The organism is Cupriavidus gilardii (assembly GCF_013314895.1).
GTDB lineage: Bacteria > Pseudomonadota > Gammaproteobacteria > Burkholderiales > Burkholderiaceae > Cupriavidus > Cupriavidus gilardii_C.
On record NZ_JABTYE010000005.1, the window covers coordinates 185,282 to 210,428 of the forward strand.

25 protein-coding genes and 1 tRNA gene are annotated in these 25,147 nt (G+C 67.7%); 15 read left to right on the forward strand and 11 right to left on the reverse strand.

What is annotated here, in order from left to right; all coding sequences use genetic code 11:
* Positions 1–104: 104 nt before the first annotated feature.
* Complete coding sequence (locus HTY53_RS06970) at positions 105–551, reverse strand: CBS domain-containing protein (RefSeq protein WP_174105772.1); 447 nt, start codon at positions 549–551, stop codon at positions 105–107.
* A gap of 309 nt (positions 552–860) precedes the next feature.
* On the opposite strand from HTY53_RS06970, the gene HTY53_RS06975 reads away from it, so the two are divergent.
* Both HTY53_RS06975 and HTY53_RS06980 read left to right on the forward strand, forming a co-directional pair.
* Positions 861–2,231 carry an O-acetylhomoserine aminocarboxypropyltransferase gene (locus HTY53_RS06975; protein ID WP_174105773.1) on the forward strand — a complete coding sequence of 457 codons (1,371 nt, stop codon included), beginning with the start codon at positions 861–863 and terminating at the stop codon, positions 2,229–2,231.
* Positions 2,231–3,058, forward strand: a complete 828-nt coding sequence (locus HTY53_RS06980) for an alpha/beta fold hydrolase (protein ID WP_174105774.1) — start codon at positions 2,231–2,233, stop codon at positions 3,056–3,058. The genes HTY53_RS06975 and HTY53_RS06980 overlap by 1 nt, the downstream gene beginning before the upstream one ends.
* A gap of 120 nt (positions 3,059–3,178) precedes the next feature.
* On the opposite strand, the gene HTY53_RS06985 is transcribed toward HTY53_RS06980, so the two are convergent.
* Positions 3,179–4,585, reverse strand: a complete 1,407-nt coding sequence (locus HTY53_RS06985) for a YihY family inner membrane protein (RefSeq protein ID WP_174105775.1) — start codon at positions 4,583–4,585, stop codon at positions 3,179–3,181.
* Positions 4,586–4,752: 167 nt separating this feature from the next.
* On the opposite strand from HTY53_RS06985, the gene wrbA reads away from it, so the two are divergent.
* The 5 genes from wrbA (at position 4,753) to HTY53_RS07010 (ending at position 9,550) form a co-directional block, all read left to right on the forward strand.
* Complete coding sequence (wrbA, locus tag HTY53_RS06990) at positions 4,753–5,373, forward strand: NAD(P)H:quinone oxidoreductase (protein ID WP_174105776.1); 621 nt, start codon at positions 4,753–4,755, stop codon at positions 5,371–5,373.
* Positions 5,370–5,795 carry a DUF2069 domain-containing protein gene (locus HTY53_RS06995; RefSeq protein ID WP_174105777.1) on the forward strand — a complete coding sequence of 142 codons (426 nt, stop codon included), beginning with the start codon at positions 5,370–5,372 and terminating at the stop codon, positions 5,793–5,795. The genes wrbA and HTY53_RS06995 overlap by 4 nt, the downstream gene beginning before the upstream one ends.
* Before the next feature lie 51 nt (positions 5,796–5,846).
* Positions 5,847–7,280, forward strand: coding sequence for an FAD-binding oxidoreductase (locus tag HTY53_RS07000; protein ID WP_174105778.1), 1,434 nt, complete (start codon positions 5,847–5,849; stop codon positions 7,278–7,280).
* A 207-nt stretch (positions 7,281–7,487) separates the two neighbouring features.
* Positions 7,488–8,897 carry a selenium-binding protein SBP56-related protein gene (locus HTY53_RS07005; RefSeq protein WP_174105779.1) on the forward strand — a complete coding sequence of 470 codons (1,410 nt, stop codon included), beginning with the start codon at positions 7,488–7,490 and terminating at the stop codon, positions 8,895–8,897.
* Positions 8,894–9,550: a hypothetical protein gene (locus HTY53_RS07010; RefSeq protein WP_174105780.1), complete on the forward strand. Its 657-nt coding sequence runs from the start codon at positions 8,894–8,896 to the stop codon at positions 9,548–9,550. The genes HTY53_RS07005 and HTY53_RS07010 overlap by 4 nt, the downstream gene beginning before the upstream one ends.
* 29 nt (positions 9,551–9,579) lie before the next feature.
* Here HTY53_RS07010 and HTY53_RS07015 read toward each other — a convergent pair whose 3' ends face one another.
* Positions 9,580–9,972 (reverse strand): hypothetical protein, encoded by a 393-nt coding sequence (locus HTY53_RS07015; protein ID WP_174105781.1) that lies wholly within the window; start codon positions 9,970–9,972, stop codon positions 9,580–9,582.
* On the opposite strand from HTY53_RS07015, the gene HTY53_RS07020 reads away from it, so the two are divergent.
* Positions 9,971–11,134 (forward strand): mechanosensitive ion channel family protein, encoded by a 1,164-nt coding sequence (locus HTY53_RS07020; RefSeq protein ID WP_174105782.1) that lies wholly within the window; start codon positions 9,971–9,973, stop codon positions 11,132–11,134. The genes HTY53_RS07015 and HTY53_RS07020 overlap by 2 nt on opposite strands.
* A 96-nt stretch (positions 11,135–11,230) precedes the next feature.
* Here the strand turns inward: HTY53_RS07020 and HTY53_RS07025 are convergent.
* From HTY53_RS07025 to cysS, 6 genes are all read right to left on the reverse strand, one after another.
* Positions 11,231–11,324, reverse strand: a tRNA-Ser gene (locus HTY53_RS07025).
* Between the two features lie 135 nt (positions 11,325–11,459).
* Complete coding sequence (locus HTY53_RS07030) at positions 11,460–12,710, reverse strand: aspartate kinase (RefSeq protein ID WP_174105783.1); 1,251 nt, start codon at positions 12,708–12,710, stop codon at positions 11,460–11,462.
* Between the two features lie 168 nt (positions 12,711–12,878).
* Entirely contained in the window at positions 12,879–14,390 is a 1,512-nt protein-coding gene (gene tilS / locus HTY53_RS07035) for a tRNA lysidine(34) synthetase TilS (RefSeq protein ID WP_174105784.1), read from the reverse strand.
* A complete protein-coding gene (locus tag HTY53_RS07040) occupies positions 14,350–15,327 on the reverse strand; it encodes an acetyl-CoA carboxylase carboxyltransferase subunit alpha (protein WP_174105785.1) in 978 nt (325 codons plus the stop codon). Before HTY53_RS07040 ends, tilS begins: the two co-directional genes overlap by 41 nt.
* A gap of 146 nt (positions 15,328–15,473) precedes the next feature.
* The gene (locus tag HTY53_RS07045) at positions 15,474–16,388 is read right to left on the reverse strand and encodes a DNA-3-methyladenine glycosylase family protein (RefSeq protein WP_174105786.1); all 915 of its coding nucleotides are present in this window, start codon (positions 16,386–16,388) and stop codon (positions 15,474–15,476) included.
* Positions 16,373–17,761: a cysteine--tRNA ligase gene (gene cysS, locus HTY53_RS07050; protein ID WP_174105787.1), complete on the reverse strand. Its 1,389-nt coding sequence runs from the start codon at positions 17,759–17,761 to the stop codon at positions 16,373–16,375. The genes HTY53_RS07045 and cysS overlap by 16 nt, the downstream gene beginning before the upstream one ends.
* A 219-nt stretch (positions 17,762–17,980) precedes the next feature.
* On the opposite strand from cysS, the gene HTY53_RS07055 reads away from it, so the two are divergent.
* The 4 genes from HTY53_RS07055 (at position 17,981) to HTY53_RS07070 (ending at position 20,990) form a co-directional block, all read left to right on the forward strand.
* Positions 17,981–18,793 carry a tetratricopeptide repeat protein gene (locus HTY53_RS07055; protein WP_254599849.1) on the forward strand — a complete coding sequence of 271 codons (813 nt, stop codon included), beginning with the start codon at positions 17,981–17,983 and terminating at the stop codon, positions 18,791–18,793.
* Between the two features lie 209 nt (positions 18,794–19,002).
* Positions 19,003–19,590, forward strand: a complete 588-nt coding sequence (locus HTY53_RS07060) for a peptidylprolyl isomerase (RefSeq protein ID WP_438820934.1) — start codon at positions 19,003–19,005, stop codon at positions 19,588–19,590.
* A 12-nt stretch (positions 19,591–19,602) separates the two neighbouring features.
* Positions 19,603–20,103, forward strand: a complete 501-nt coding sequence (locus tag HTY53_RS07065) for a peptidylprolyl isomerase (protein ID WP_174105789.1) — start codon at positions 19,603–19,605, stop codon at positions 20,101–20,103.
* Between the two features lie 104 nt (positions 20,104–20,207).
* Entirely contained in the window at positions 20,208–20,990 is a 783-nt protein-coding gene (locus HTY53_RS07070; RefSeq protein ID WP_174105790.1) for a UDP-2,3-diacylglucosamine diphosphatase, read from the forward strand.
* Positions 20,991–21,070: 80 nt separating this feature from the next.
* On the opposite strand, the gene cysE is transcribed toward HTY53_RS07070, so the two are convergent.
* Both cysE and HTY53_RS07080 read right to left on the reverse strand, forming a co-directional pair.
* A complete protein-coding gene (gene cysE, locus HTY53_RS07075) occupies positions 21,071–21,814 on the reverse strand; it encodes a serine O-acetyltransferase (RefSeq protein WP_174105791.1) in 744 nt (247 codons plus the stop codon).
* A 373-nt stretch (positions 21,815–22,187) separates the two neighbouring features.
* Positions 22,188–23,096, reverse strand: a complete 909-nt coding sequence (locus HTY53_RS07080) for an RNA methyltransferase (RefSeq protein WP_174105792.1) — start codon at positions 23,094–23,096, stop codon at positions 22,188–22,190.
* A 193-nt stretch (positions 23,097–23,289) separates the two neighbouring features.
* Here HTY53_RS07080 and HTY53_RS07085 point away from each other — a divergent pair, with 193 nt between their 5' ends.
* The 3 genes from HTY53_RS07085 to HTY53_RS07095 all read left to right on the forward strand — a co-directional run bounded on the left by HTY53_RS07085 (position 23,290) and on the right by HTY53_RS07095 (position 24,924).
* A complete protein-coding gene (locus HTY53_RS07085; RefSeq protein WP_174105793.1) occupies positions 23,290–24,108 on the forward strand; it encodes an inositol monophosphatase family protein in 819 nt (272 codons plus the stop codon).
* Positions 24,109–24,290: 182 nt separating this feature from the next.
* Positions 24,291–24,467 (forward strand): type II toxin-antitoxin system HicA family toxin, encoded by a 177-nt coding sequence (locus HTY53_RS07090; RefSeq protein WP_174105794.1) that lies wholly within the window; start codon positions 24,291–24,293, stop codon positions 24,465–24,467.
* 40 nt (positions 24,468–24,507) lie between these two features.
* The gene (locus HTY53_RS07095) at positions 24,508–24,924 is read left to right on the forward strand and encodes a type II toxin-antitoxin system HicB family antitoxin (RefSeq protein ID WP_174105795.1); all 417 of its coding nucleotides are present in this window, start codon (positions 24,508–24,510) and stop codon (positions 24,922–24,924) included.
* Positions 24,925–25,147 lie beyond the last annotated feature (223 nt).

Sequence of the window (25,147 nt, forward strand, 5' to 3'; positions counted from 1 at the left end):
GCGATCGGGCCGCGGTGATGCGGGACGGGTGGATCAGCCGAGAGAGTCGCGGGCGGTACCGTCACGGTCCGCCCGCCGGGCGCGGGGCGGCCTCGGCCGCCCCTTCAGTTGGCCTTCTCTTCCGGCCAGTCGCGGATATAGGCCTTCAGCATGCGGTTCTCGAAGCTCTGCTCCTCGACCACCGCCTTGGCCACGTCGTAGAACGAAATCACGCCCATCAGCGTGCGGCTGTCGAGCACCGGCATATAGCGGGCATGGCGCTCGAGCATCATGCGGCGGACCTCGTTGACATCGGTCTCCGGCGTGCAGGTCAGCGGCGCGTCGTCCATCACGCGGCGGATCGTCGCGTTGCCGACATTGCCGTTGTTCGAGGCCAGCGTCTGGATGATCTCGCGGAAGGTCAGCATGCCGACCAGTTCGCCGTACTCCATCACGACCAGCGAGCCGATGTCGTGCTCGGCCATCGTGGTGACCGCCTCCAGCAGTGACGTATCCGGCTTGACGGTATAGAGCGTATTGCCCTTGATCTGCAGGATGTCGCTGACTTTCATAATGGTCTCCCCTCGATGATGCCGGTGCGGCGGGCGGCGGGCGTCGCCCCGCCCGCCCTGCCTGATCCGCCCGAACCGCGTGGCCGCGCAGGCGTTGCGCGCCATCCGCCATAGATGGGCCGATGCTAGCCGAAAGCGGGCGCCCAAGTAAAGCCGGGGCCCTTCGGCCATGCGGTCCGCCGCCGGCGGGCCAATGCTACGATGCAGGCCGGCACATCCGCATGCCGCCGCACGCCTGCTCCCCGCGGGACCGTGCCGATGCCGGCCGCCGTCAGACCGCTTCGCTGGAACCACGATTCGATAGAGACCATGTCCGATACCCGTTTCGATACCCTCGCGCTGCACGCCGGCGCCGCGCCCGACCCCGCCACGGGGGCGCGTGCCACGCCGATCCACCTGACCACGTCGTTCGTGTTCCGCGACAGCGAGCACGCGGCCTCGCTGTTCAATATGGAACGCGCCGGCCACGTGTACTCGCGGATCTCCAATCCGACCGTGGCCGTGTTCGAGGAACGCGTCGCCGCGCTGGAGAACGGCGTCGGCGCGATCGCCACGGCCTCGGGCCAGGCTGCGCTGCATCTGGCGATCGCCACGCTGATGGGCAGCGGCTCGCATATCGTCGCCTCGTCCGCGCTGTACGGCGGCTCGCACAACCTGCTGCACTACACGCTGCGCCGTTTCGGCATCGAAACCACCTTCGTGCAGGCGCGCGATATCGACGCCTGGCGCGCCGCGATCCGCCCCGAGACCCGGCTGCTGTTCGGCGAGACGCTGGGCAATCCTGGGCTGGACGTGCTCGACATCCCGACGCTCGCTCAGCTTGGCGACGAGCATGGCATTCCGCTGCTGGTGGACTCGACCTTCACCACGCCCTATCTGATCCAGCCGTTCGCGCACGGCGCCGCGCTGCTCTACCACTCGGCGACCAAGTTCCTGGGCGGCCATGGCACCACCATCGGCGGCGTGCTGGCCGAGGGCGGCAACTTCGACTTCGAGGCTTCGGGACGCTTTCCCGAGCTGTCGGAGCCGTACGCGGGCTTTCACAACATGGTCTTCACCGAGGAGAGCACCGTCGCACCGTTCCTGCTGCGCGCGCGTCGCGAGGGCCTGCGCGACTTCGGCGCCTGCATGAACCCGATGGCGGCGTGGCAGCTGCTGCAGGGCATCGAGACGCTGCCGCTGCGGATGGCCCGCCATGTCGACAATGCGCGCCGCGTGGTGCAGTTCCTCGTCTCGCATCCGATGGTCGAGTCGGTGGCCTACCCCGAGCTCGAATCGCACCCCGACCATGCGCTCGCGAAGCGGCTGCTGCCGCGCGGCTGCGGCGCGGTGTTCAGCTTCAATCTGAAGGGCGATCGCGCCGCCGGCCAGCGCTTCATCGAGAGCCTGACGCTGTTCTCGCATCTGGCCAATGTCGGCGACGCCCGCTCGCTGGTGATCCATCCCGCCTCGACCACGCACTTCCGCATGGATGCGTCGGCGCTGCGCTCGGCCGGCATCGCCGAGGGCACGATCCGCTTGTCGATCGGCCTGGAAGATCCGGACGATCTGATCGACGATCTGAAGCGCGGGCTGAAGGCGGCGCAGAAGTCGATGGAGAAAGGCGGCGGAAGCAGCGGTCGCAGCGCTGCCAGCGGTACCGGCGCCGCCGGCAACAAGAGCAACGGAGGGCAAGCCTGATGTATCTGAACGTCAATGGCCAGCGGGCCTACGCCTATACCGGCGGCAAACCCTTCGATCCCGCCCTGCCCTGTGCCGTGTTCGTGCACGGCGCGCAGAACGACCACAGCGTCTGGGGCCTGCAGACGCGCTGGTTCGCGCATCATGGATTTTCGGTGCTGGCGGTGGACCTGCCCGGACACAACCGCAGCGAGGGGCCGCCGCTGGCCACCGTCGAGCAGATGGCCGACTGGGTCGTCGCGCTGTTGCGCGCGGCGGGCGTCAAGGCGCCCGCGCTGATCTTCGGCCACAGCATGGGCTCGCTGATCGCGCTGGAATGCGCCGCGCGCCATGCCGGCGCGGTGCGCGCGATCGGCATGCTGGCGACCGCCTATCCGATGAAGGTCTCCGACGCGCTGCTCGATGCCGCGCAGAACCGCGAGCACGAGGCCATCGCGATGGTCAATGCGTGGTCGCATTCGAGCCTGGCCAACAAGCCGTCGTCGCCGGGGCCGGGCTTCTGGATGCATGGCGTCAGCCAGCGGCTGATGGAACGGGTCGGCCGGCGCAATCCGCAGGCCCAGGTCTTCCATACCGACTTCGCCGCCTGCAACGCCTACGCCAACGGCGAGCGCGCCGCGGCTGGCCTGCAGTGCCCGGCGCTGGTGGTGGTGGGAGGCAAGGACATGATGACGCCCGCCCGCTCGGCCCGCGCACTGGCGGCGACGATGCCGCGCGCCAGCGTGGTCGAGCTGCCCTGCGGCCACAACATCATGGGCGAGAAGCCCGACGAGGTGCTGGACGCGCTGGCCGGCTTTGCGCGGCGCGTGATCGCGAACGGTGGTTGATCGCCGATACCGTCATGGCCGCGAAAGCGGGGACTCAGTGGCTCAGGAAGACGCTGGGTTCCCGCGTTCGCGGAAACGACGCGATGGTTGGCGTCCGTTTCGCGGCGCGCTGCGGCCCGCTCAGACCTGTCCGTGCCAGCCGGGCGGCACCACCTCGAGCGTGCGCCGCTGCCCCTCGCCGATCGGTGTGTCGGGCGTCTGGGGCGTCTGGGGCGTCTTGGGTGTCTCCGGCGTCTGCAGTGGCGACATCGCGCCCGTGTCGAAGATCTCCTGCAGCGTCTTGTCCAGCATCGGATTCTCCAGCACCCCGCGCAGCACGTCGGCGCCATTGAGCAGCTGTGCCACCGCGGTGCGCGGCAGCCGCGGCAGATTCAGCACCAGCCGGTCGTGCAGCAGGCGCAGCGGTACGCGCGCCGGGTCGCACAGCAGCGCCCAGTGCGCCTGGCCGCGATGGTGCTGCAGCTTGCCGACCAGATGCATCGCGTCGAGCTTGCCGAGCAGCACGGCCAGGTAATCGGCCTCGACCCGCAGCTTGCGTCCCAGGTCCAGCTCGCCGACGCTGCGCGGCGCCTGTTCGCGCGCGCGGTACAGCACGTAGAGCACGCCCAGCGCATCGTAGAAGTCGCTGCCCGCAAAGGTCCGCCGGCGCCAGTAGCCCTGGCGGACCACCGGCAGGTTGGCGGCGATGGTGGCGCCCAGCAGCGTCACCAGCCAGCTCAGATAGATCCACAGCAGGAAGATCGGCAGCGCGGCAAAGGCGCCGTAGACCGCGGTATAGGTCGGGAAGCGCGTGACGAAATAACCGAAGCCCCGCTTCGAAAGTTCGAAGGCCAGCGCCGCCACCATGCCGGCGAGGATGGCATCGCGCCATTCGACATAGGCGTTGGGCACTGCCGTATAGAGCAAAGCGAAGGCGATCGCCGACAGCAGCACCGGCGCCAGGCTCACCGCGAAGCCGACGCCGAACGGCATCGTGCCGACATAGCCGGCGGAGATCGAGATCAGATACGAGCTGATCGACAGGCTGCCGCCGATCAACACCGGGCCGCAGGTCAGTACCGCCCAGAACACCAGCACGCGCTGCGCGAAGCGGCGTTTCTGCTTGACGCGCCAGATCGCATTGAGCGCGTCCTCGACCGTCAGCATAGTCAGCACCGCGGTGACCATCAGGCCGACCAGGCCGACCGCGGTCAGGCCCTTGGCATTGCGCGCAAACTGACCCAGATAGCCGGTGATCGAATCGGTCAGATTGCCGGGAATCAGGTTCTGGAACAGAAAGCCTTCGATCGCGTTGCGGAAGTTCGCGAACATCGGAAACGCGGCGAGCAGCGCGAACGCGACCGTCAGCACCGGCACCACCGACAGCACGGTGGTAAAGGTCAGGCTGGCCGCGACCTGCGGCAGACGGTCCTCGCCGGCGCGCCGCGCGGCATAGCGCAGCAGTGCACGCAGCTTCTGCCAGTTCCATTCGCGCCGCAGGCGCGCGATACGGTTGGTGCAGCGGGACACAAGACTGGGATGGGACATGCGGGGCAAACTCCATGGCGGCGGGCGCCGAGCCCGCCACTATAATACGCCGGTTGCATCGCACGCGATGCTTGTGCCGCCCGGCCGAAGTCGCGGCGCAAGCCGATGTCCTTCCCGCTACCTTCTTGCACACTGCGCGCCCGCCGCGCGCCACCTGCCCCGCCCCTATGTCCGACATCCTGGTCCTCTACTACAGCCGCCACGGCAGCACCCGCAAGCTCGCGGAGCTGATCGCGACCGGCATCGACAGCGTGCCCGGGGCCCACGCGCGGCTGCGCACGGTGCCGCCGGTCTCGACGGTATGCGAGGCGACCGCGCCGGACATTCCGGCCGACGGCCCGCCCTACGTCGAACTGCGCGATCTGCACGAATGCATCGGCCTGGCGCTCGGCAGCCCGACCCGCTTCGGCAACATGGCCGCGCCGATGAAGTATTTCCTCGACGGCACCATCGCCGAATGGCTGTCGGGCACGCTGACGGGCAAGCCGGCCTGCGTGTTCACGTCGACCGGCAGCCTGCATGGCGGCCAGGAAACCACGCTGGTGTCGATGATGCTGCCGCTGCTGCATCACGGCATGCTGCTGATGGGGCTGCCCTACAGCGAGCGCGGATTGATGACCACGGTCGGCGGCGGCACGCCCTATGGACCGAGCCATCACGCGCTCGGCGACAACAGCCGGCCGGTCAGCGAAGACGAATCGGCGCTGGCGATCGCGATGGGCAAGCGGCTGGCGCAGACCGCGCTGCGGCTGGCGGCCAACGCTCCCGCCAACGGAGGCGCGCGATGACCGCAGTCGACACGCGCGACGACGCCGCGCTGCATAGCCCGCTGCTGTACCGCCTCAGCATCGCCAGCCTGCTCGCGCTGATCGTGCTGTCGATCGCCTGGGAATGGTTTCTGGCGCCGCTGCGGCCGGGCGGCTCGTGGCTGATCATCAAGTTCCTGCCGCTGCTGCTGCCGCTGCGGGGCATGCTGACGCGCAACCGCTACACGATGCAGTGGTCGTCGATGCTGATCCTGCTGTATTTCACCGAAGGCATCGTGCGCGCCACCAGCGACCGCGCGCCGTCGTCGTGGCTCGCATGGTGCGAGGTCGCGCTGACGCTGCTGTTCTTCTTCGCGACCATCTTCTATCTGCGGCCGTACAAGCGCCGTGCGCGGGCGAAAGCCAGCGCCGACGCGCCGGCTTCTCCGCAGGCGCGGCGCTGACCGCCCCGCACGATCCGATCCACCCGCCGCTTCCATCGACAGCCCATCGCCATGACGCAAGCCCCGACCGACGCCCGCCTCCACTCCTTCCTGTCGCTGTGCCGCGCTGCGCTGGGACCGACCCACGTGCTGACCGAGGCCGAGGACAAGGCAGCCTATCTGACCGACTGGCGCCGGCGCTATGCCGGCGATGCGCTGGCCGTGCTGCTGCCCGGCACCACCGAGGAAGTGGCCGCAGCGGTGCGCGCATGCCATGCGCACCAGATCGCGATCGTGCCGCAAGGCGGCAACACCGGCCTGTGCGGCGGTGCTACGCCGGATGCGTCGCAGCCCTCGGTGGTGCTGTCGCTCAAGCGCCTGAACCGCATCCGCCAGGTCGATCCGCTGAACAACACGATCACCGTCGAGGCTGGCGTCATCCTGCAACAGGTCCAGCAGGCCGCCAGCGAGCATGACCGCCTGTTCCCGCTGAGCCTGGCCGCGGAAGGCAGCTGCACCATCGGCGGCAATCTGGCCACCAATGCCGGCGGCACCGGCGTGCTGCGCTATGGCAACACGCGCGAGCTGTGCCTGGGTCTGGAAGTGGTGACTGCCAGCGGCGAGGTCTGGAACGGGCTGCGCGGCCTGCGCAAGGACAACACGGGCTACGATCTGCGCGACCTGTTCATCGGCGCCGAAGGCACGCTGGGCGTGATCACCGCCGCGGTGATGAAGCTGTACCCGGCGCCGCGCGCCCGCGTGACGGCGCTGGCCGCGGTCGCCGATCCGCGCGCCGCACTGGCGCTGCTGGCGCTCGCCCAGCGCCATGCCGGCGCGATGCTGACCGGCTTCGAGCTGATGTCGGCGATGTGCCTGGAGCTGGTGACTCGCCATTATCCGCAGCTGCGCTATCCGTTCGACCGCCCGCATCCGCAGGTGGTACTGCTCGAGCTGTCCGACAGCGAAAGCGCCGAGCATGCGCGCGCCACCTTCGAGACGCTAATGGAAGCGGCCTTTGACGCCGGTATCGTCGCCGATGCCGTGGTGGCCGAATCTGTACAGCAATCGCGCGACTTCTGGAATCTGCGCGAGCACATTCCTCTGGCGCAGGTCGAGGAAGGCAAGAACATCAAGCACGACATCGCGGTGCCGATCTCGCGCATTGGCGACTTCATCGCCGGCACCGACGCTCAGCTGCAGGCCGCATTCCCCGGCGTGCGCATGGTGACCTTCGGCCATCTCGGCGATGGCAATCTGCACTACAACGTGTCGCCGCCGGCGGGACAGGACCACGACGCCTTCCTCGCCCACCAGGACGCGATCAACCGCATCGTGCACGACAGCGTGCATGCGCACGGCGGCTCGATTTCCGCCGAGCACGGCCTCGGCCAGCTCAAGCGCGACGAGAATCGGCGCTACAAGAGCGAGATCGAACTGGCGATGATGCGGGCGATCAAGCAGGCGCTGGATCCGCTGGGGCTGATGAATCCGGGCAAGGTGGTGTAAGGCCCCGGGCCAATGTGCGTGCCCGCGCGGCAGCTTGGCGGGCCGCCATCGTCGCAGACGCCGCGGAGGCCGCAGAGGCCGCAGAGGCCGCATAAGCTCATTCGGAATCCGTCGTAAGACAAGGCCCCGGTTCCGTTGACGCCCCTTCCGTCGCGACCTAGTGTAGATAGGTTCGCTCGACATATCCGCTGCAAGGAGGGGCCTCCCATGAGCCTGCGGCCTGATCCCACATTCCACGCATCGCCCGCACTGGCGATGCAGGCGCCGGCGGAAGAGTACGCCTACACGGTGATGCTCAGCCCCGATGCCTCGCAGCCGGATGCGCTCGCCGTCATCGACGTCAAGCCCGGCTCGCCGACCTACAGCAAGGTCGTGCATACGGTGCCGATGACCCAGCGCGGCGACGAACTGCACCACTTCGGCTGGAACGCCTGCTCGTCGGCGCTATCGCCGCTGACGGGGCACGCGTTTCTGGAACGGCGCTTCCTGATCATCCCCGGCATGCGCTCGTCGCGCATCTACATCGTCGATACCAGACCCCATCCGACCCAGGCGGCGATCCACCGCGTCATCGAGCCCGACGAGATCTTCCGCAAGACCGGGTATTCGCGGCCGCACACCGTGCACTGCGGTCCCGAAGGCATCTACGTCAGCACGCTCGGCGGCGGGGGCAAGGATGGAACCGACGGCGCGCCCGGCATCTTCATCATGGACTGCGAAACCTTCGACGTGCTCGGACGCTGGGAGATCGATCGCGGTCCGCAGGACAAGCACTACGACTTCTGGTGGAACCTGCCGCGCGACTACATGGTGTCGAGCGAATGGGCGCTGCCGCCGCAGTTCGAGAACGGCCTGGTGCCCGAGGATCTGCTGTCCAATCGCTATGGGCACCGCTTGCACTTCTGGGACCTGCGCGCGCGGCGCAACGTGCAGACCATCGACCTGGGCGCGCAGCATCAGATGGCGCTGGAAGTACGCCCTGCCCACGACCCGGTGCGCGAGTACGGCTTCGTCGGCGTGGTGGTCGACACCACCAACCTGGAAGGATCGATCTGGACGTGGTGGCGCGAGGACGGGCAATTCCACGTCGAGAAGACTGCGACGATTCCGGCGGAACCGGCCTCGGCCGACGTGCTGCCGCCGCTGCTGCAGGGCTTCGGCGCCGTGCCGCCGCTCGTCACCGACATCGACCTGTCGCTCGACGACCGCTTTCTCTACGTCTCCTGCTGGGGCACCGGCGAGATGCGTCAGTACGACGTCACCGATCCGCGCAAGCCGAAGCTGACCGGCTCCGTGCATCTCGGCGGCATCGCCCGCCGCACGCCGCACCCGAACGGCAAGTTGTTCGCCGCAGGTCCGCAGATGGTCGAGATCAGCCGCGACGGCCGTCGCGTCTACTGGTCCAATTCGCTCTATTCCAGCTGGGACAACCAGTTTTATCCCGACGGCGTGCCCGCTGCGCAGGTCATGGCGCATGCCGACCCGGACGGCGGCCTGACGCTGGCCGACGACTTCTGGGTCGACTTTCCCGCGGGCTACCGCGCCCATCAGATCCGCCTCGAAGGCGGCGACTGCTCGACCGACTCGTTCTGCTATCCCTCCGTCGGACCGCGATGACGTGGGAACAGACCGGTCTCTGGACCGGTGTGATCGTCAGCGGGCTGTACCACGGCCTGAGTCCCGCGATGGGCTGGCCGCTGGCGGTGTCGAACGGGCTGATGGCCCGGCGCGACGACGCCGTGTTCGCCGCGCTCGGCTATCTCGGCCTCGGTCATGCCGCCGCGGTGATGACGCTGACGCTGCCATTCGGCCTGCTCGCGTCGCTGGCCGGCTGGCAGCGCGAGATCCGCTTCGTTGCCGCCGCCCTCGTGATCGGCTACGGCATCGCGCTGCTGGCGCGACGGCGCCATGCACGCGCGCTCGCCCGCATCCCGCCGTCGCGGCTGACGCTGTGGTCCTTTGCCATTGCGCTCGCCCATGGCGCGGGACTCATGCTGGTACCGATCTATCTCGGCCTTTGCAGCACGGCTACCCACCCCGGGCATCAAGCCGCCACGGCGCTCGCCTTCGGCAACGCCGGCATGGCCGTGCTGGTCTCGATCGTTCATGCCGCGGCGATGATGACGGGCGGCGGCGCGATGGCGTGGGTCACCTATCGCCACGTCGGCCTCGCGCTGGTATCGCGCAGCTGGCTCAATACGGACGCCGCATGGGCGTTAAGCCTGGTACTGGTCGGAGGGATGTCGCTGATGGCAGCGACGGCGCGCTGAAAGCGCCGGCGTGTCGATGCTCGCGCGATCTACGGCGCCGCCGAGCGAAAGACCGTCGGAATGGCAAAAAGCCCCGGAGTATTCCGGGGCTTTTCGTTTTCTACCTGCTGCTGCATGCGCGGTGCGTCGGTCCGATTGATCCGCTCGGTGCGGATCGCCGGATGCGGCAGGTCCACCAGAAACACCATCTCTGGCCGGGGACACCATGTCAGCGTTGCGCGCGTTTGAAGTTTGGAAGATGCGGCATCCGTTGCCATCGCCATGCCGAGCAATGGCAGTGGCCGCGGTCGACCGCCCGATCGCTTGAAATGGCCCGATTTCCCGCCGCGTGCGGACGGCGCGCCGATCTCCGTTCGTGCAGTGGCATCAATCCTGCAAGCCCCTACCCCCATGCGTCCGTCTCGGCACAGGAGGTAAGGCATGAAGGAATGGCTCGATCTGAACGTCTTTCTGGGGATTTCGGCGCTCGACTGGCTGCATGCCGGCATCGCCGCCGTGGTCAGCTATCTGGTGTTGATCACGCTGCTGCGCTTCGCCTGCGCACGGCTGGACCGGCTCGCGGCCCGGACACGGCCCGTGATCATCGACCGCATGGCGGACATGCTGCGGCATACGTCGCGCTTCGTGCTGCTGCTGGCCGCGCTGCTGATCGCCGTCGACTTCCTGGACCTGCCGCCGAAATGGGCCAGCCGTATCGGCCATCTGTGGTTTCTGCTGATCGGCTTCCAGATCGCGATCTGGATCAATCACGCCGTCACGCTATGGACCCACGACCGACTGACCGGCACCGGTCCGACCGCCCATAATCCCGTGTTCACCACGGTGATGGCGTGGGGCATGCGCGTGATGCTGTGGTCGGTGCTGCTGCTCGCCATGCTGGCCAATGTGGGCGTCAATATCACGGCCTTTGTGGCGAGCCTCGGCGTCGGCGGCGTGGCGGTGGCGCTGGCCGTGCAGAACATCCTCAGCGACCTGTTCGCGTCGCTGGCCATTGGCCTGGACAAACCCTTCGAGAACGGCGATTTCATCGTGTTCGGCGACATCGCCGGCAGCGTCGAACGCATCGGCCTGAAGACCACGCGGCTGCGCGCATTGAGCGGCGAGCAGATCGTCTGCAGCAATACTGAACTGTTGAAGACGACGATCCACAACTACAAGCGCATGGCGGAACGCCGCATCCAGTTCAATTTCCGCGTGACATACCAGACGCCGCCGGACACGCTGCGGCGCATCCCCGAGATCGTCAAGTCCGCCGTCGTCGCCGCAGGGCGAACGCGCTTCGACCGCGCGCATTTCAAGGGCTTCGGCGAAAGCGCGCTTGAGTTCGAGGTGGTCTACTTCGTCACCGATCCGGACTACAACCTGTACATGGATATCCAGCAGTCGATCAATCTGGCGATGGTCACCGAGCTGAGCAAGCTCGATGTCGAGTTTGGTGTGCCGGTGCGGACGGTGCGGTTGGTGGGGATGGATGACGCCGAGGACGATGCGCGGACCGATCCGCGCGGTGTCGGCGAGCCCCAGCGTGCGTGGCCGCCACAGAACCGTGATCGACGCAACGCGGCGCTGTCGCAGGCGAGATAGGCCTTTGCAGGCAAGGGTATGACTGCTGCATGCCCCAAAAACAAAACCCCGGAAGACCGCGATCTTCCGGGGTTCCGCCGCCATGTACCGATGTACTGGCGGAGACGGAGGGATTCGAACCCTCGATCCAGGTTTTGGCCCGGATGCTCCCTTAGCAGGGGAGTGCCTTCGACCTCTCGGCCACGTCTCCCAAACTTGCGTTGTGCGAGGGAGGCCGCACAACGAAGCGCGTATTCTAGCGAGGGTGTGGCAATTGGTCAACGACGAATCGATGACACCGCACTTGCCTGCCCTCGCCAGCGCCGGCGCGCGAACGCGCCGGAAATCAGGCCTGTTCCAGCTCGAACGCCTTGTGCAGCGCGCGCACGGCCAGCTCCATGTACTTCTCGTCGATCAGCACCGAGATCTTGATTTCCGAGGTCGAGATCATCTGGATATTGATGCCCTCTTCCGACAGCGTGCGGAACATCTTGCTCGCGATGCCGACATGCGAGCGCATGCCCACGCCGACCACCGACACCTTCGACACCTTCGGATCGCCGGAGATGCTGCCCGCGCCGATATGCGCCTTGACGCCGTCGTTCAGGATGCCGAGTGCGCGCTGATAGTCGCCGCGCGGCACGGTGAAGGTGAAGTCGGTCTTGCCGTCGACGGACTGGTTCTGGATGATCATGTCGACGTCGATATTGGCGTCGGCGATCGGGCCCAGGATCTGGTAGGCGATGCCGGGCTTGTCGGGCACGCCGAGAACGGTGATCTTGGCTTCGTCACGGGCAAAGGCGATGCCGGAGATGACGGCTGCTTCCATGTCAGGGTCTTCCTCAAAAGTAATCAGCGTGCCCGAATGCATTTCCTGCTCGAGCGGCATCAGGGGGTCGGTCAGCGACGACAGCACGCGCGTCTTGACGCGGTATTTGCCGGCAAACTCCACCGAGCGGATCTGCAGCACCTTGGAACCGAGGCTGGCCATTTCCAGCATTTCCTCGAAGGTGATACGGTCCAGCCGGCGCGCGTCTTCGACCACGCGCGGGTCGGTGGTGTAGACCCCGTCCACGTCCGTATAGATCAGGCATTCGTCGGCCTCGATCGCGGCCGCGATGGCGACGGCCGAGGTATCGGAGCCGCCGCGGCCCAGCGTGGTGATGTTGCCCAGCGCGTCGATGCCCTGGAAGCCGGTGACGATGACCACGCGGCCGGCGTCGAGATCGCCCAGGATGCGCTCATCGTCGATCGATTCGATGCGTGCCTTGGTGTACGACGAATCGGTCTTCACCGGGACCTGCCAGCCGGTATAGCTGATGGCGTCGATGCCCTCGCCGTGCAGCGCGATGGCGAGCAGCGCGACGCTGGCCTGTTCGCCGGTCGAGGCCAGCATGTCGAGCTCGCGCGGATCCGGCTGCGGCGAAATCTCCTTGGCGAGTCCCAGCAGGCGATTGGTCTCGCCCGACATGGCCGAAGGCACCACGACTACGCGGTGACCGGCGCGGTGCCACTTGGCCACGCGCTTGGCGACATTCTTGATGCGTTCCGTGGAACCCATCGAAGTGCCGCCGTATTTGTGAACGATGAGAGCCATCTTCTTGTCGACGCCAGCGATTGTGCAAAACCACTGAAAATACACCAAGCACCGGCGCCCGGCAAGGCGGAATAGCGGTTGTTTCGCCTTGTCAAGCCTTGCGGGAACGATGTCCCGTGCGGTAGGCGGCATGGCGAGCGGGAGCGAAAGACTCCCTCGACGTGCCGGTCACTGCGCCGGTTCGATCTCCGGACGCCGGGCGTGCCATTCGACCCGCCAGCGCGGCGCCGGCGCCGCGTCCGGCCAGCGGCGATGCATGCCGAGACCGGCGGCCAGCACGATTTGCTCCCCCGTTTCCCCCGCGCGCAGCAGCGGCAGATAGGGACGGCGCCAGGCCGGCACGGCAGCCTCCTGATAGGCCTGCTTCAGCGCCCGGGCGGGGCCGCCCGGCCGCAACACGATGCGCTCGCCGCCAGTGCGCGGCCCCAGCGTCAGCGGCTGTCGCAGCACCGCCTCCGGCACGCCGAAGGTATCGTCACGCGTGAAGCGCAGTTCGCCGTCCCAGGCCGGAACCGGCAGGCTGCCCTCTCCTTGCCACTGCAGCGCGACGGTCTGGACCGGCGGCGCGCCGGGCGGCACGCAGGCCAGTGCCCGCGAACGGAAGCGGCGCAGCACCAGGCCATCGTGCGGCAGCGCCGGTTCGCCGCCATGGTGGTCGATCAACTGCTCGCGCATCGCCGCCAGCCGGGCCACCGACGGCGCCCGCGCGCCAAGGTCGCGCAGCCACAGCCGCAGCACGGCATCGCCCTGCGCCGTCGGCAACGCGCGCAGCCCGTCGAGGTCGAGTTCGGCCAGCGTCGACGCATCGCGCCCCGGATGCGCCAGGTTCGCCAACTGGCGAGCCGCCAGGGCATCGAGCGCCTGCGCGGCTTCGGCCAGGTGCGCAGCGGCCTGCGCAACATTGGCGCGCAACGCCGGGAAGGCGGCGAGCAGGCCCGGCAGCTGCTGGCGCAGCGCATTGCGGGCGAAGCGAGTGTCGTCGTTGGAGGGATCGTCGATCCAGCGCAGGCCGTGCGCGCGGCAATAGGCCTCGATGTCGCGCCGCTCGATCTCGAGCCAGGGGCGCAGCAGCGCGATGTCTCTGCGCTCGGCCAGGCGGCGCAGCGCGGGCATGCCGGCCAGGCCGTGCACGCCGCTGCCGCGGAACAGCCGCATCAGCACGGTCTCGACCTGGTCGTCCAGATGATGGCCGAACAGCAGCCAGCCGACGTTGTGCTGCTCGCACAGATCCGTCAGTGCCTGGTAGCGGGCACGCCGGGCAGCGGCTTCCAGCCCTTCCCCCTGCGCGGGCACGACCGTCACGCGCGCGGCACGGTATTCGATGCCCCAGTCGCGGCACAGCTCGGCGCAGAAGCGGTCCCATTCGTCAGCCTGGGCCTGCAGGCCGTGATGGACATGCAACGCCAGCAAGGGCGCGGGCTCTGCATCGTCGACGCGCGTCGCGGCGAGCGCGGCGCGGGCCGCATGCAGCAGCGCGACCGAATCGCGGCCGCCCGACAGGGCCACCGCCACCGCTCTCCCACCATGCGCGCCATATTGGCCGGCCCCGGAAACGACAAAGGCCGCACCGGCCTGCAGGGCCTGTGCGACCTTGTCGGTCAGCGTGGCGGTCGGGTCGCGCAAATCGGGCGCGACGGGATCAGCCTTGGCCCTGGGCGCCGGTTTCCTTGAACTTGCCATAGGCCATCAGCCGCTCGTGGCGGCGTGCCTGCAGTTCCTTGACGCTCATGCCCTGGAACTGGCGCAGCGACTCGGCCAGCGAACGCTTGAGCATCGCGGCCATGGCCTTCGGATCGCGGTGCGCGCCGCCGAGCGGTTCGTTGACGATCTTGTCGATCAGCCCCAGCGCCTTCAGGCGATGCGCGGTCAGGCCCAACGCCTCGGCGGCTTCGGGCGCCTTCTCGGCGGTCTTCCACAGGATCGACGCGCAGCCTTCCGGCGAAATGACCGCGTAGGTGGCGAATTGCAGCATCTGCACCACGTCGCCCACGGCAATCGCCAGCGCGCCGCCCGAACCGCCTTCACCGATGATGGTGGCGATCAGCGGCACCTTCAGGCCGGCCATCACGTACAGGTTGTGGCCGATCGCCTCCGACTGGCCGCGCTCTTCCGCATCGATGCCCGGGAACGCGCCTGGCGTATCGACAAAGGTGAAGATCGGCAGGCCGAACTTGTCGGCCAGTTCCATCAGCCGCTTGGCCTTGCGATAGCCCTCGGGCTTGGACATGCCGAAGTTGCGCAGCGCGCGCTCCTTGGTGTCCCGGCCCTTCTGGTGGCCGATCACCATGCAGGCCTGGCCGTTGAAGCGGGCCAGCCCGCCCACGATCGACAGGTCGTCGGCGAAGGCGCGGTCGCCGTGCAGTTCGTGGAAGTCGGTGAAGATTTCCCGCACATAGTCCAGCGTGTAGGGACGCTGGGGATGGCGAGCGATCTGGGCCACCTGCCACGGGGTCAGGTTGGCGTAAATATCCTTGGTCAGCTGCTGGCTCTTGCCGGCCAGCCGCGAAATCTCTTCGGAAATGTCGACCGCCGAGTCGTCCTGCACGAAGCGCAGTTCTTCGATTTTTGCCTCGAGTTCGGCGATCGGCTGCTCGAAATCCAGAAAGGTGGTTTTCATTGAATCACGCGTACCTGTCTGTGAAGGGGCGCATTCTACCGGAATTTCCTTGCGCTCCGGGGGCCGAAATCGCCCCGAATGCGCCGAATTCGCCGCCTGAAGATGGTGAAAGGAGCACTTTCGTGCTCCGGCTATCGAATGCCAGACTAGTAAGTGACAGGCAGCGGATCAAGGCTGCGCCACATGTACCAGGTCGCCACGGTGCGCCACGGCTCCCAGTTGGCAGCGACTTCGCGCGCCTCGCTGCGCGTGACCGGCTCGCCGCTGAAATAGTTGGCCGAAATCGCGTTGATCAGGCCGATGTCGTCCAACGGCAGCACGTTCGGCCGCATCAGGTTGAACATCAGGAACATCTCCGCGGTCCAGCGGCCGATGCCGCGGATCTGCGTCAGCTCGGCGATCACCGCCTCGTCGTCCATCTCGGCCCATTTGTCGACATGGACGCGCCCCGCCTTGAAGTGCTCGGCCAGGTCGACGATGTACTCGGCCTTGCGGCGCGACAGCCCGCAGGCGGCCAGCTTGTCGACGCCGGCGCGCAGCAGTTGCGCGGGGGTCAGCTTCGGACAGGCCGCGGCCAGCCGCTCCCAGACCGATTGCGCGGCCTTGACCGAGATCTGCTGCCCGACGATCGAACGCGCCAGCGTGACGAAGGGATCGCCGCGCGAGACCAGATGGGCCGGCCCGTAGGTCGGAATCATCTTGCGCAGGATGCGGTCGCGCTTCATCAGGTCGGCGCAGGCCTCGTCCCAATAGGCGGGACGCACGGCGCCTTCGACCGTCTCGACCGGCAGCGGAATCGCCGCGGCCTCGGGCAGGGTCTTGCCGGCGCGCGCCGTCTTCAAGGTCGGCTTGCCGTCGGCCTTGGCGACCGTGCGGCTCCTGGGCGCGGGCGGCGCGCTGGACGCGGCCGTGCCGCCGGCGGCCGGCGCCTTGGCGACCTTCGCTGCCTTGGTCGCCTTGGCGGCCTTGATGGCCGGCTCTCCGGTGGCCCGCGCCGGCTTGGCGGTCCTGGCCGCCGTGCCGGGCGTCTTGCGCACGGCAGCGTTCAAGCACGCCTCCATTCGGTCACGCCGCCCGGCTTGTCCTCGAGCACGATGCCCGCCTCGAGCAGCTCCGCGCGAATGCGGTCGGCCTCGGTGAAATTGCGTTCGGCCTTGGCCTGCTTGCGCGCGGCGATGCGCGCCTCGATCTGCTCCGGCGCGATGCCGCCCGCATCGGCGCCGCCCTGCAGGAAAGCGTGCGCATCGCGTCCGAGCAGGCCTAGCGTGGCGGCCAGACCTTTCAGTTGCCGCGCCGCCGCGGGCGAGCCGCTGCGGTTGACTTCGCCGGCCAGGTCGAACAGCACCGAGACGGCGATCGGCGTATTGAAGTCGTCGCCCATCGCCTCGGCGAAGCGGCGCGCGTGCGGTTCGTCCCAGTCGAGCGGCGCGTTGTCGGGCTGCACGTCCTTGAGCGCGGTATAGAGACGGGTCAGGCCGTGGCGCGCGTCGTCCAGATGCGCGTCGCTGTAGTTCAGCGGGCTGCGATAGTGCGCGCGCAGGATGAAGAAGCGCACCACCTCGGCGTCGTACTGCTTGAGCACCTCGCGGATCGTGAAGAAGTTGCCGAGCGACTTCGACATCTTCTCGTCGTTGATGCGCACGAAGCCGTTGTGCATCCACACGTTGACGAAGGGCTTGCCGCTGGCCCCTTCGGACTGCGCAATCTCGTTCTCGTGATGCGGGAACTGCAGGTCGGCACCGCCGCCATGGATGTCGAAATGCTCGCCGAGCAGCGCGCAGCTCATCGCCGAGCATTCGATATGCCAGCCCGGACGGCCGACGCCCCACTTCGACGGCCACTTGCTTTCGGCCGGTTCGCTGTCCTTGGCGGACTTCCACAACACGAAGTCGAGCGGGTCGTGCTTGGCATCGTTGGCCGCCACACGCTCGCCGGCGCGCAGGTCTTCCAGCGACTTGCCGGACAGCTTGCCGTAGCCGTTGAACTTGCGCACCGCGTAATTGACGTCGCCGTCGCTGGCCTGATAGGCCAGGCCCCTGGCCTCGAGCTTGCCGATAATGTCGAGCATCTGCGGCACGAACTGCGTCGCGCGCGGCTCGTGGTCCGGGCGCTGGATGCCCAGCGCGTCGGCGTCCTCGTGCATATAGCCGATGAAGCGCTCGGTCAGCTCGCCGATGGTCTCGCCATTTTCGGCGGCGCGGCGGATGATCTTGTCGTCGATGTCGGTGATGTTCTGCACATAGGTCACCTCGTAGCCGGCGGCGCGCAGCCAGCGCTGCACCATGTCGAACACCACCATCACGCGCGCATGCCCGACGTGGCAGTAGTCGTACACCGTCATGCCGCAGACATACATGCGGACCTTGCCGGGTTCGATGGGCACGAAGGGCTGTTTCTCGCGCGCGAGCGTGTTGTAGATGTTCAGTGGATGCATGAAACGAGGTGTTCGAAGAGAATGCGTGGCGCCCGCCGCGCGGCAGCCGGAGCCGACTTGCCGGTTGCCCGCCGGTCGATCAGCCGGGCCGGTGCGTCGTGGCCGCCGGCGTCGAAATCGGTTCGCCGAGCGAGGCCATATCTTACCGGAAGCCTTCGCGCGTCGGCGTCGATGCCGCGCTTTGCTAGAATGCCGCGAAGTATAAAGGACCGCACCTACATGAGCTTGCCATCGCCCAACGTCGCGACCGACGCCACGCCCAACGTCACGCCCAACGTCACGCCCGGCATCATGACCGTGTGCCGGCGCGCCGCCGCAGCCACCGCGCGCACCGTGCGCGCGAATGCCGTCACGGTGGCGAGCGCCGCGCTGCTGTGCGCGCTGCCCGCCGCCCCCGCGCTGGCGCAGTCGCTCGGCTTCCCCGGCAGCGGCGCGGCCGGCGCGACGGGCTTCCAGCCCTCGGCCGACCCCGGCATGGCCGAAGCCGAGAAGGCAGCGCAGCAGCGCCGCTATGCCGAGGCGGTCGAGCGCTTCGACAAGGTGATCGCCGCCAACCCGCGCAATGTGCAGGCCCGCTTCGAACGCGCCTGGGCGCTGTCGCAGGCCGGTCGCGAGGATGAAGCGGTGCAGGCCTTCCACGAGATCGCACAGGAATATCCCGAGCTGCCCGAGCCGCACAACAATCTGGCGCTGATCTATGCGCGCCGCGGCGATCTGAAGCGCGCCGAGGCCGAGTTGCTGGCGGCGCTCGAAGCCAGGCCCGGTTTCGCGATCGGCTATACCAATCTGGGCGACGTCTACCGCAAGCTCGCCGAGCGCTCCTACGCCGAAGCGCTCAAGCGCAATCCCGGCGATGCGCGCGCCCGCAGCGGGCTGGCCGCGGTCGGCACCAAGGCTGCCGCCAATGCGTCCGCCAACGCGCCCGCCGCAACCCCGCCGCGCACACGGGAGCCGGCCGCCGCGCCGCAGGCACCGGTCGCACCGCCGCCGCTGCCCAGGCCGCCCGGTCCCGATCGCGACGACCTGGACTGACCCGTCGGCAGCGCAGTCCCGCTGGCGCCGCTGCTCGATACGAGGCTGGAGGCGAGGCCCCGGCAATGCGTAGCGAGCGCGCGTAATCGATATCCATGCGAGGCGACCGTCGAGGCGGCCGATCCACCAAGCGCCGGCATCCGCCGATCGCCCTCGCCCTATCCCTGGAGAACCCCATGTCCCTCAACCGACGCGGCGCCCTTGGCGCCATGCTGGCCGCACTGATGGCCGGCACCCTGAGCTTCGGTGCCGCACAGGCACAGGCGCCGAGTTCGGCTTCCGCTTCGGCGCCCGCTCAGGCAGCGGAGCGCGTGCGCTTCACCACCAACGCCGGCAACTTCACCATCGAGGTCTATCCCGAGGCCGCGCCGAAGACCGTCGCCAACTTTCTCGAGTACGTGAATAGCGGCTTCTACAGCGGCACGATCTTTCACCGCGTGATCAACGGCTTCATGGTGCAGGGCGGCGGCTTCGACCGCGACATGAAGCAGAAGCCGACGCGCGCGCCGATTCCGCTGGAGTCGCAGAACGGCCTGAAGAACAAGGCCGGCACCGTGGCCATGGCCCGCACCGGCGACCCGAACTCGGCCACGGCGCAGTTCTTCATCAATGTGGTAGATAATCCGAATCTCGACTATCCGCAGCCGGACGGCAACGGCTATGCCGTGTTCGGCAAGGTGGTCGAAGGCATGGACACCGTCGATCGCATCAAGAAGACGCCGACCACCGCCTACGGCCCCATGCGTAATGTGCCAGCCACGCCGATCGTCATCGAGTCGGCCACCATCGTCAAGTAACAGAGGAAAGCCATGTCCAAGGTCCAGCTCCAAACCAATCACGGCGCCATCGTCATCGAACTCGACGCCGACAAGGCGCCCAAGACGGTGGAGAACTTCCTGTCCTATGTCCGCAAGGGCCACTACGACAACACGATCTTCCACCGCGTCATCAAGAACTTCATGATCCAGGGCGGCGGCTTCGAGCCCGGCATGAAGCAGAAGCCCACCGACGACCCGATCGACAACGAGGCCGGCAACGGCCTGAAGAACGATCGCTACACCGTGGCGATGGCGCGCACCAACGCGCCGCACTCGGCCACCGCGCAGTTCTTCATCAACGTGGTCGACAACGACTTCCTGAACTTCACCTCGCCCACGCCGCAGGGCTTCGGCTACGCGGTGTTCGGCAAGGTCGTCGAAGGCACCGACGTGGTCGACAAGATCAAGGCCGTACGCACCGGCAGCGCCGGCTTCCATCAGGACGTGCCGCTCGAGGACGTCGTGATCGAGAAGGCGGTGGTGCTCGAATAAGTCGTGCGCTGCTTCTTCGCAGCACGGCGCGTGCTGCGTCTTTGCGGCACAGCGCGCGCCCTTCACGGCGGCATCCCCTCGCCCATGGACATCTTCCCGAATCGATGAGCTCTGCCGCCAGCACGCCGGCTGCCTCCGCCCTGGCGGTGGAGGCGCCGGCGTGGTTCATTTCCGACCTGCATCTGACGCCCGGGATGCCGCGCACGCTGGCCGCATTCGAACGTGTGCTCGAACGCGCGGCCGCACAGGCCCGCACCCTCTTCATCCTCGGCGACTTCTTCGAATTCTGGATCGGCGACGAGGAAAGCGAGGCGCCGTTTCCGCGCGCCGTTGCCGCGGCGCTCGCCCGTCTGGTCGCGCGCGGCGTGCCGGTCTATCTGATGCACGGCAATCGCGACTTCCTGCTCGGCCCGCGCTTTGCCCGCGAGGCCGGCGTCACGCTGCTGCCCGATCCGACCGTGATCGATTGCGCCGGCCATCGCGTGGTGCTGACCCACGGCGACATGCTGTGCACCGACGACACGCGCTACATGCGGTTCCGGCACTGGACGCGCAAACCCTGGATCCAGCGGCTGTTTCTGGCGCTGCCGCTGTCATGGCGGCTCGGCATCGCGCAGAAGCTGCGCAGCGACAGCGAGGCGGGCCGCCAGCGGCCCGGACCGCCGCGCGACTATGGCGATGTCGCCCCGGCCGCGGTGGCCGCGCTGCTGCGCGACAGCGGCACCGCGGCGATGGTGCATGGCCATACGCACCGGCCGGCCCGGCATGACGAGCCGCACGGCCTGCGCTGGGTACTGACCGATTGGGATCTCGATGGCACGCATCCGCGCGCGGCGGCGTTGCAGCTCGACGCCGAGGGCTTTCGCGAGCTGCCGCAACTCGACTGAGCAGTTCGGCTGATCAGCTCGGCTGAGCAACATGGGGCAAAGGCCGATGCGCCCTGCCCCATGTCGTTCATGGCATCGCGCTACTTCATCAGCTTGCGCAGCTCGCTGGCATCGAAGCGATCGTTCGGCGTGTTCTCCAGATGCTCGCCGAGCCGGTCCAATGCGGCCTGCACGGCCTCGAGCTTTTCCTGCTGGCTGGCGGCATGGTCGATCAGACTTTTCAGCGCCAGCGACACCGGATCGTCGGCATTCGGCGTGATGCCGTAAGCCGAGAACTCCTGCCGCGCGCCCTGCTGCGACGGGGGCGCATCGGGCAGGATGATGCGGGCCGGTACGCCGACCGCGGTGGCGCCCGGCGGCACCGGCTTGAGCACCACGGCATTGGAGCCGACCCGGGCGCCATCGCCGATGGTGAAGCCGCCCAGCACCTTGGCGCCGGCGCTGACCACCACGCCGGTGCCCAGCGTCGGATGGCGCTTCTGGCCCTTGTACAGCGAGGTGCCCCCCAGCGTCACGCCCTGATAGATGGTGCAGTCATCGCCGATCTCGGCGGTCTCGCCGATCACCACGCCCATGCCGTGATCGATGAACACGCGCCGGCCCATCTTCACGGCGGGGTGGATTTCGATGCCGGTCAGGAAACGCGACCAGTGCGAAATCCAGCGGCCCAGCCAATGCAGCCCCGCGTTCCAGCAGGCGTGCGCGAAGCGGTGAAACACCACCGCATGCAGGCCCGGGTAACACGTCAGCACCTCCAGCCGGCTGCGCGCGGCGGGGTCGCGCTGCATGATGGTGTCGATATCTTCCTTGAGGCGAGAGAACATCTTGGTCGTGTGCGATTGCCCCGCCGTACCGCGCGCGCATATGGATTGTCCGCATCGGGGCCATATGGGCGCGCATGCCGTCAGGGTCGTGTCCGGGCAATGCCCTGGGGAAACGGAAGCAGGGAGTGTAAGAGATTTGGCACCCTGATGCCGTCATGGGCATCGGGCGCCGCACCTGCCCCGCCGCTACGTCGACACGCGCGGGAAAAGCCCGGGCGTGCGCGGCGCTGGCGTCAACATCGCTCGCGATGGAAAGCGGGGGCGGCAGTGCTTGCGGTCAGCTCGCGTCGATCGAGCGACAGACGGCCCGCTCGGTCACGTCGTGCGTGACGGGCTGGATGCCATCGAGAGGAGGCGACGATTCGCGCCAATGTCATGTCTCCGTGGTGTCGCAACGGGGGTCGCCACTGCAGTCGCCACTGCGGTCGCCGCCGCGCGATCCGCGCCCGGCGAGCGTCATCTGCTTGGCGATGCCACGCAGCAGATTGACCTCCTCCTGCTCCAGCCCACTGCGCGCGAACAGCCGGCGCAGCCGAGGCATCAGCTTCTTCGGATGGGCCGGATCCAGAAAGCCGATCGCCTCCAGGCCCTGCTGCAGATGCGCGAACATCGCCTCGATCTGCTCGGCCGTGGCGACCTGGCCAGCATAGCCGATATCGCTCGGCGGCGCCGCGCGGTCCTGCAGCAGCGCCAGCCGCATCTCGTAGGCGATCAGCTGCACCGCCTGCGCCAGGTTCAGCGAAGCGTACGCGGGGTTGGCGGGGATATGGGTCACCACCGAGCAGCGGTCTACCGCCTCGTTGGGCAGACCATAGCGCTCGTTGCCGAACACGAAGGCGATGTCGGTCGCTGCGGCGGGAGCCTCGGCCGCTGGAGCCGCGGCCGTCAGCAGGTGCTGGCTGGCCCGCGCCGTCGCGTCGCGCGGCAACAGCCGCGGCGGCCCGAACTCGCGCTGGCGCGCGGTCATCGCGACGGTATAGGACGCGCCCGCCAGTGCCGTCTCCAGATCGTCGACCACGCGCGCGGCCCGCAGCACGTCGTCGGCGCCGCTGGCCAGCGCGACCGCTTCCGGATGCTCGCGCACCGCGGACTCTCGCGGCGACACCAGCACCAGCGCCCCGGGCTGCGCGCCGAACCCCATGGTCTTGATGGCGCGGGCGACCGAGCCGACGTTGCCGGGATGGCTGGTTTCGACCAGCACGAAGCGCACGCGCGCGAATGCCGCCTCCACGGCCGCCTGCTGCGCGGCCGGTGCCTCGTTGGCGTGCTCGCTCGTGTCCATTGACGAGTTCCTATACAATGCAGGGTTCCATTTTTGGCGCGCCACTCCGCCACCCTGGCCAAGGCTTCGATGCCGGCCACCGGAGATCCGGTCAGCGCGCCCGTTCTTCTACAATCCGTTGTGTTGTCCGCCGGGAGCCGCGCGCGCCATGCCGTCCGCAGCGCTGCCCGCTTTTCGGCGGCTGGAGAGATTCATGCACCCGATGCTCAATATCGCCATCAAGGCCGCTCGCAAGGCGGGTTCCATCATCAACCGCGCGTCGATGGACGTGGATCTCCTGCGGGTTTCGCGCAAGCAACACAACGATTTCGTCACCGAGGTCGACCGTGCCGCCGAGGCCGCGATCATCGAGATCATCCGTACCGCCTACCCGGAACACGGCATTCTAGCGGAAGAGTCGGGCCAGTCCTGGCGCGAGGGCGAGGAAGGGCACGAGTACACCTGGGTCATCGACCCGCTCGACGGCACCACCAACTTCATCCACGGATTCCCGCAGTACTGCGTGTCGATCGCCCAGATGCACAAGGGCTCGCCGGTGCAGGCGGTGGTCTACGATCCGACCCGCGATGAACTGTTCACCGCGACCAAGGGCGCCGGCGCCTTCCTGAACAACCGCCGCATCCGCGTCAGCCGCCGCGACAAGCTGGCCGACTGCCTGATCGGCACCGGCTTCCCCTTCCGCGATCTGGACGGCCTCGAGGCCTATGTCGAAGTGTTCGCGCTGATGACGCAGAACTGCGCCGGCCTGCGCCGCCCCGGGGCTGCCGCGCTGGACCTGGCCTATGTCGCCTGCGGCCGCCTGGACGGCTTCTTCGAGACGGGCCTGAAGCCCTGGGACATGGCGGCTGGCATGCTGTTGATCACCGAAGCCGGCGGCCTGGTCGGCAACTACGCCGGCGAAGCCCGCCAGCTCGAGCAGGGCGAGGTGCTGGCAGGCAACCCGAAGGCATTCGCGCAGATGGTGCGCCTGCTGGCGCCGTATTCGCTGGATAACGGCGGACCGGCGGCCTGAGGGCGGGAAAGCGGCTGATGATGTTCGACGGTGTCCGCTGGTATCCCGCTGGTGTCCCGCTGGTTTCCAATACGCCGTCGCACTGAAGTCGGTGGGCAATATACGCAAAATTGTTTATATTCGCCAAAGGCGTATGAGCGAATCTAGCTGACACTTCGCTTCCGTTCGAGGACGGAGGCGAAGTGAAGCAGAGCCAGTTCAGACGCTGGCTAAGCCGGCAAGGCGCGACCTTCGTCGACGGCGGCAAGCACCTGAAGGTCTATCTCAATGGCCGACAGAGCACGATGCCGCGACATCCCGGCAAGGACATCGCCGAACCGACGCGCAAGGCCATCCTGAAGCAACTTGGATTGGCGTGAAGCCGGGGCCGAATCGGTCCACCGCACAGGAGTACTCGACATGCTGCGCTACCCCGTCATCCTCACCGCCGACGACGATGGTGTGGCGGTCTCCTTCCCGGACATCCCCGAGGCGCTGACCTGTGGCGACTCGCGCGAGGACGCCCTTGAGATGGCCGCCGACGCCCTTGTCACGGCGATGGAGTTCTACTTCGAAGATCGGCGACCTGTGCCGATGCCCTCGGCCCCCAAAGCAGGGCAGGAACTGGTCGACTTGCCAGCGAGCCTGTCTGCGAAAGTCCTGCTGCTGAACGAGATGCTTGCGCAGAAGGTCAGTCAGTCAGAACTGGCACGGCGCCTGGATACCCGCCCGCAGGACGTTCAGCGCATTGTCAATCTCGATCACGCCACCAAGATCGACACGATCGAGGCCGCCTTCCGCGCCCTCGGCAGGCGGATGGAGCTGCGTATCGCCTGAGGACTCGGTCCCCGTGGCCCACCGTCGCCCGTCCGCCGACCCATTCGCGGCGCCTCCCCTCCTTTCCATCCAATTCCTCTCCGTTCCCAGCCGCAACGCGCAGTAAAATGCGCGTTTGCGTCCGAGCCCACGGCCTCGCGCACGCGCCGAACCCGGCCGCTGCCCATTCGCAGCGGCCCGCCGAGAGGATTGCATGTCCGAAGACCTGCCAACTACCGCAGTC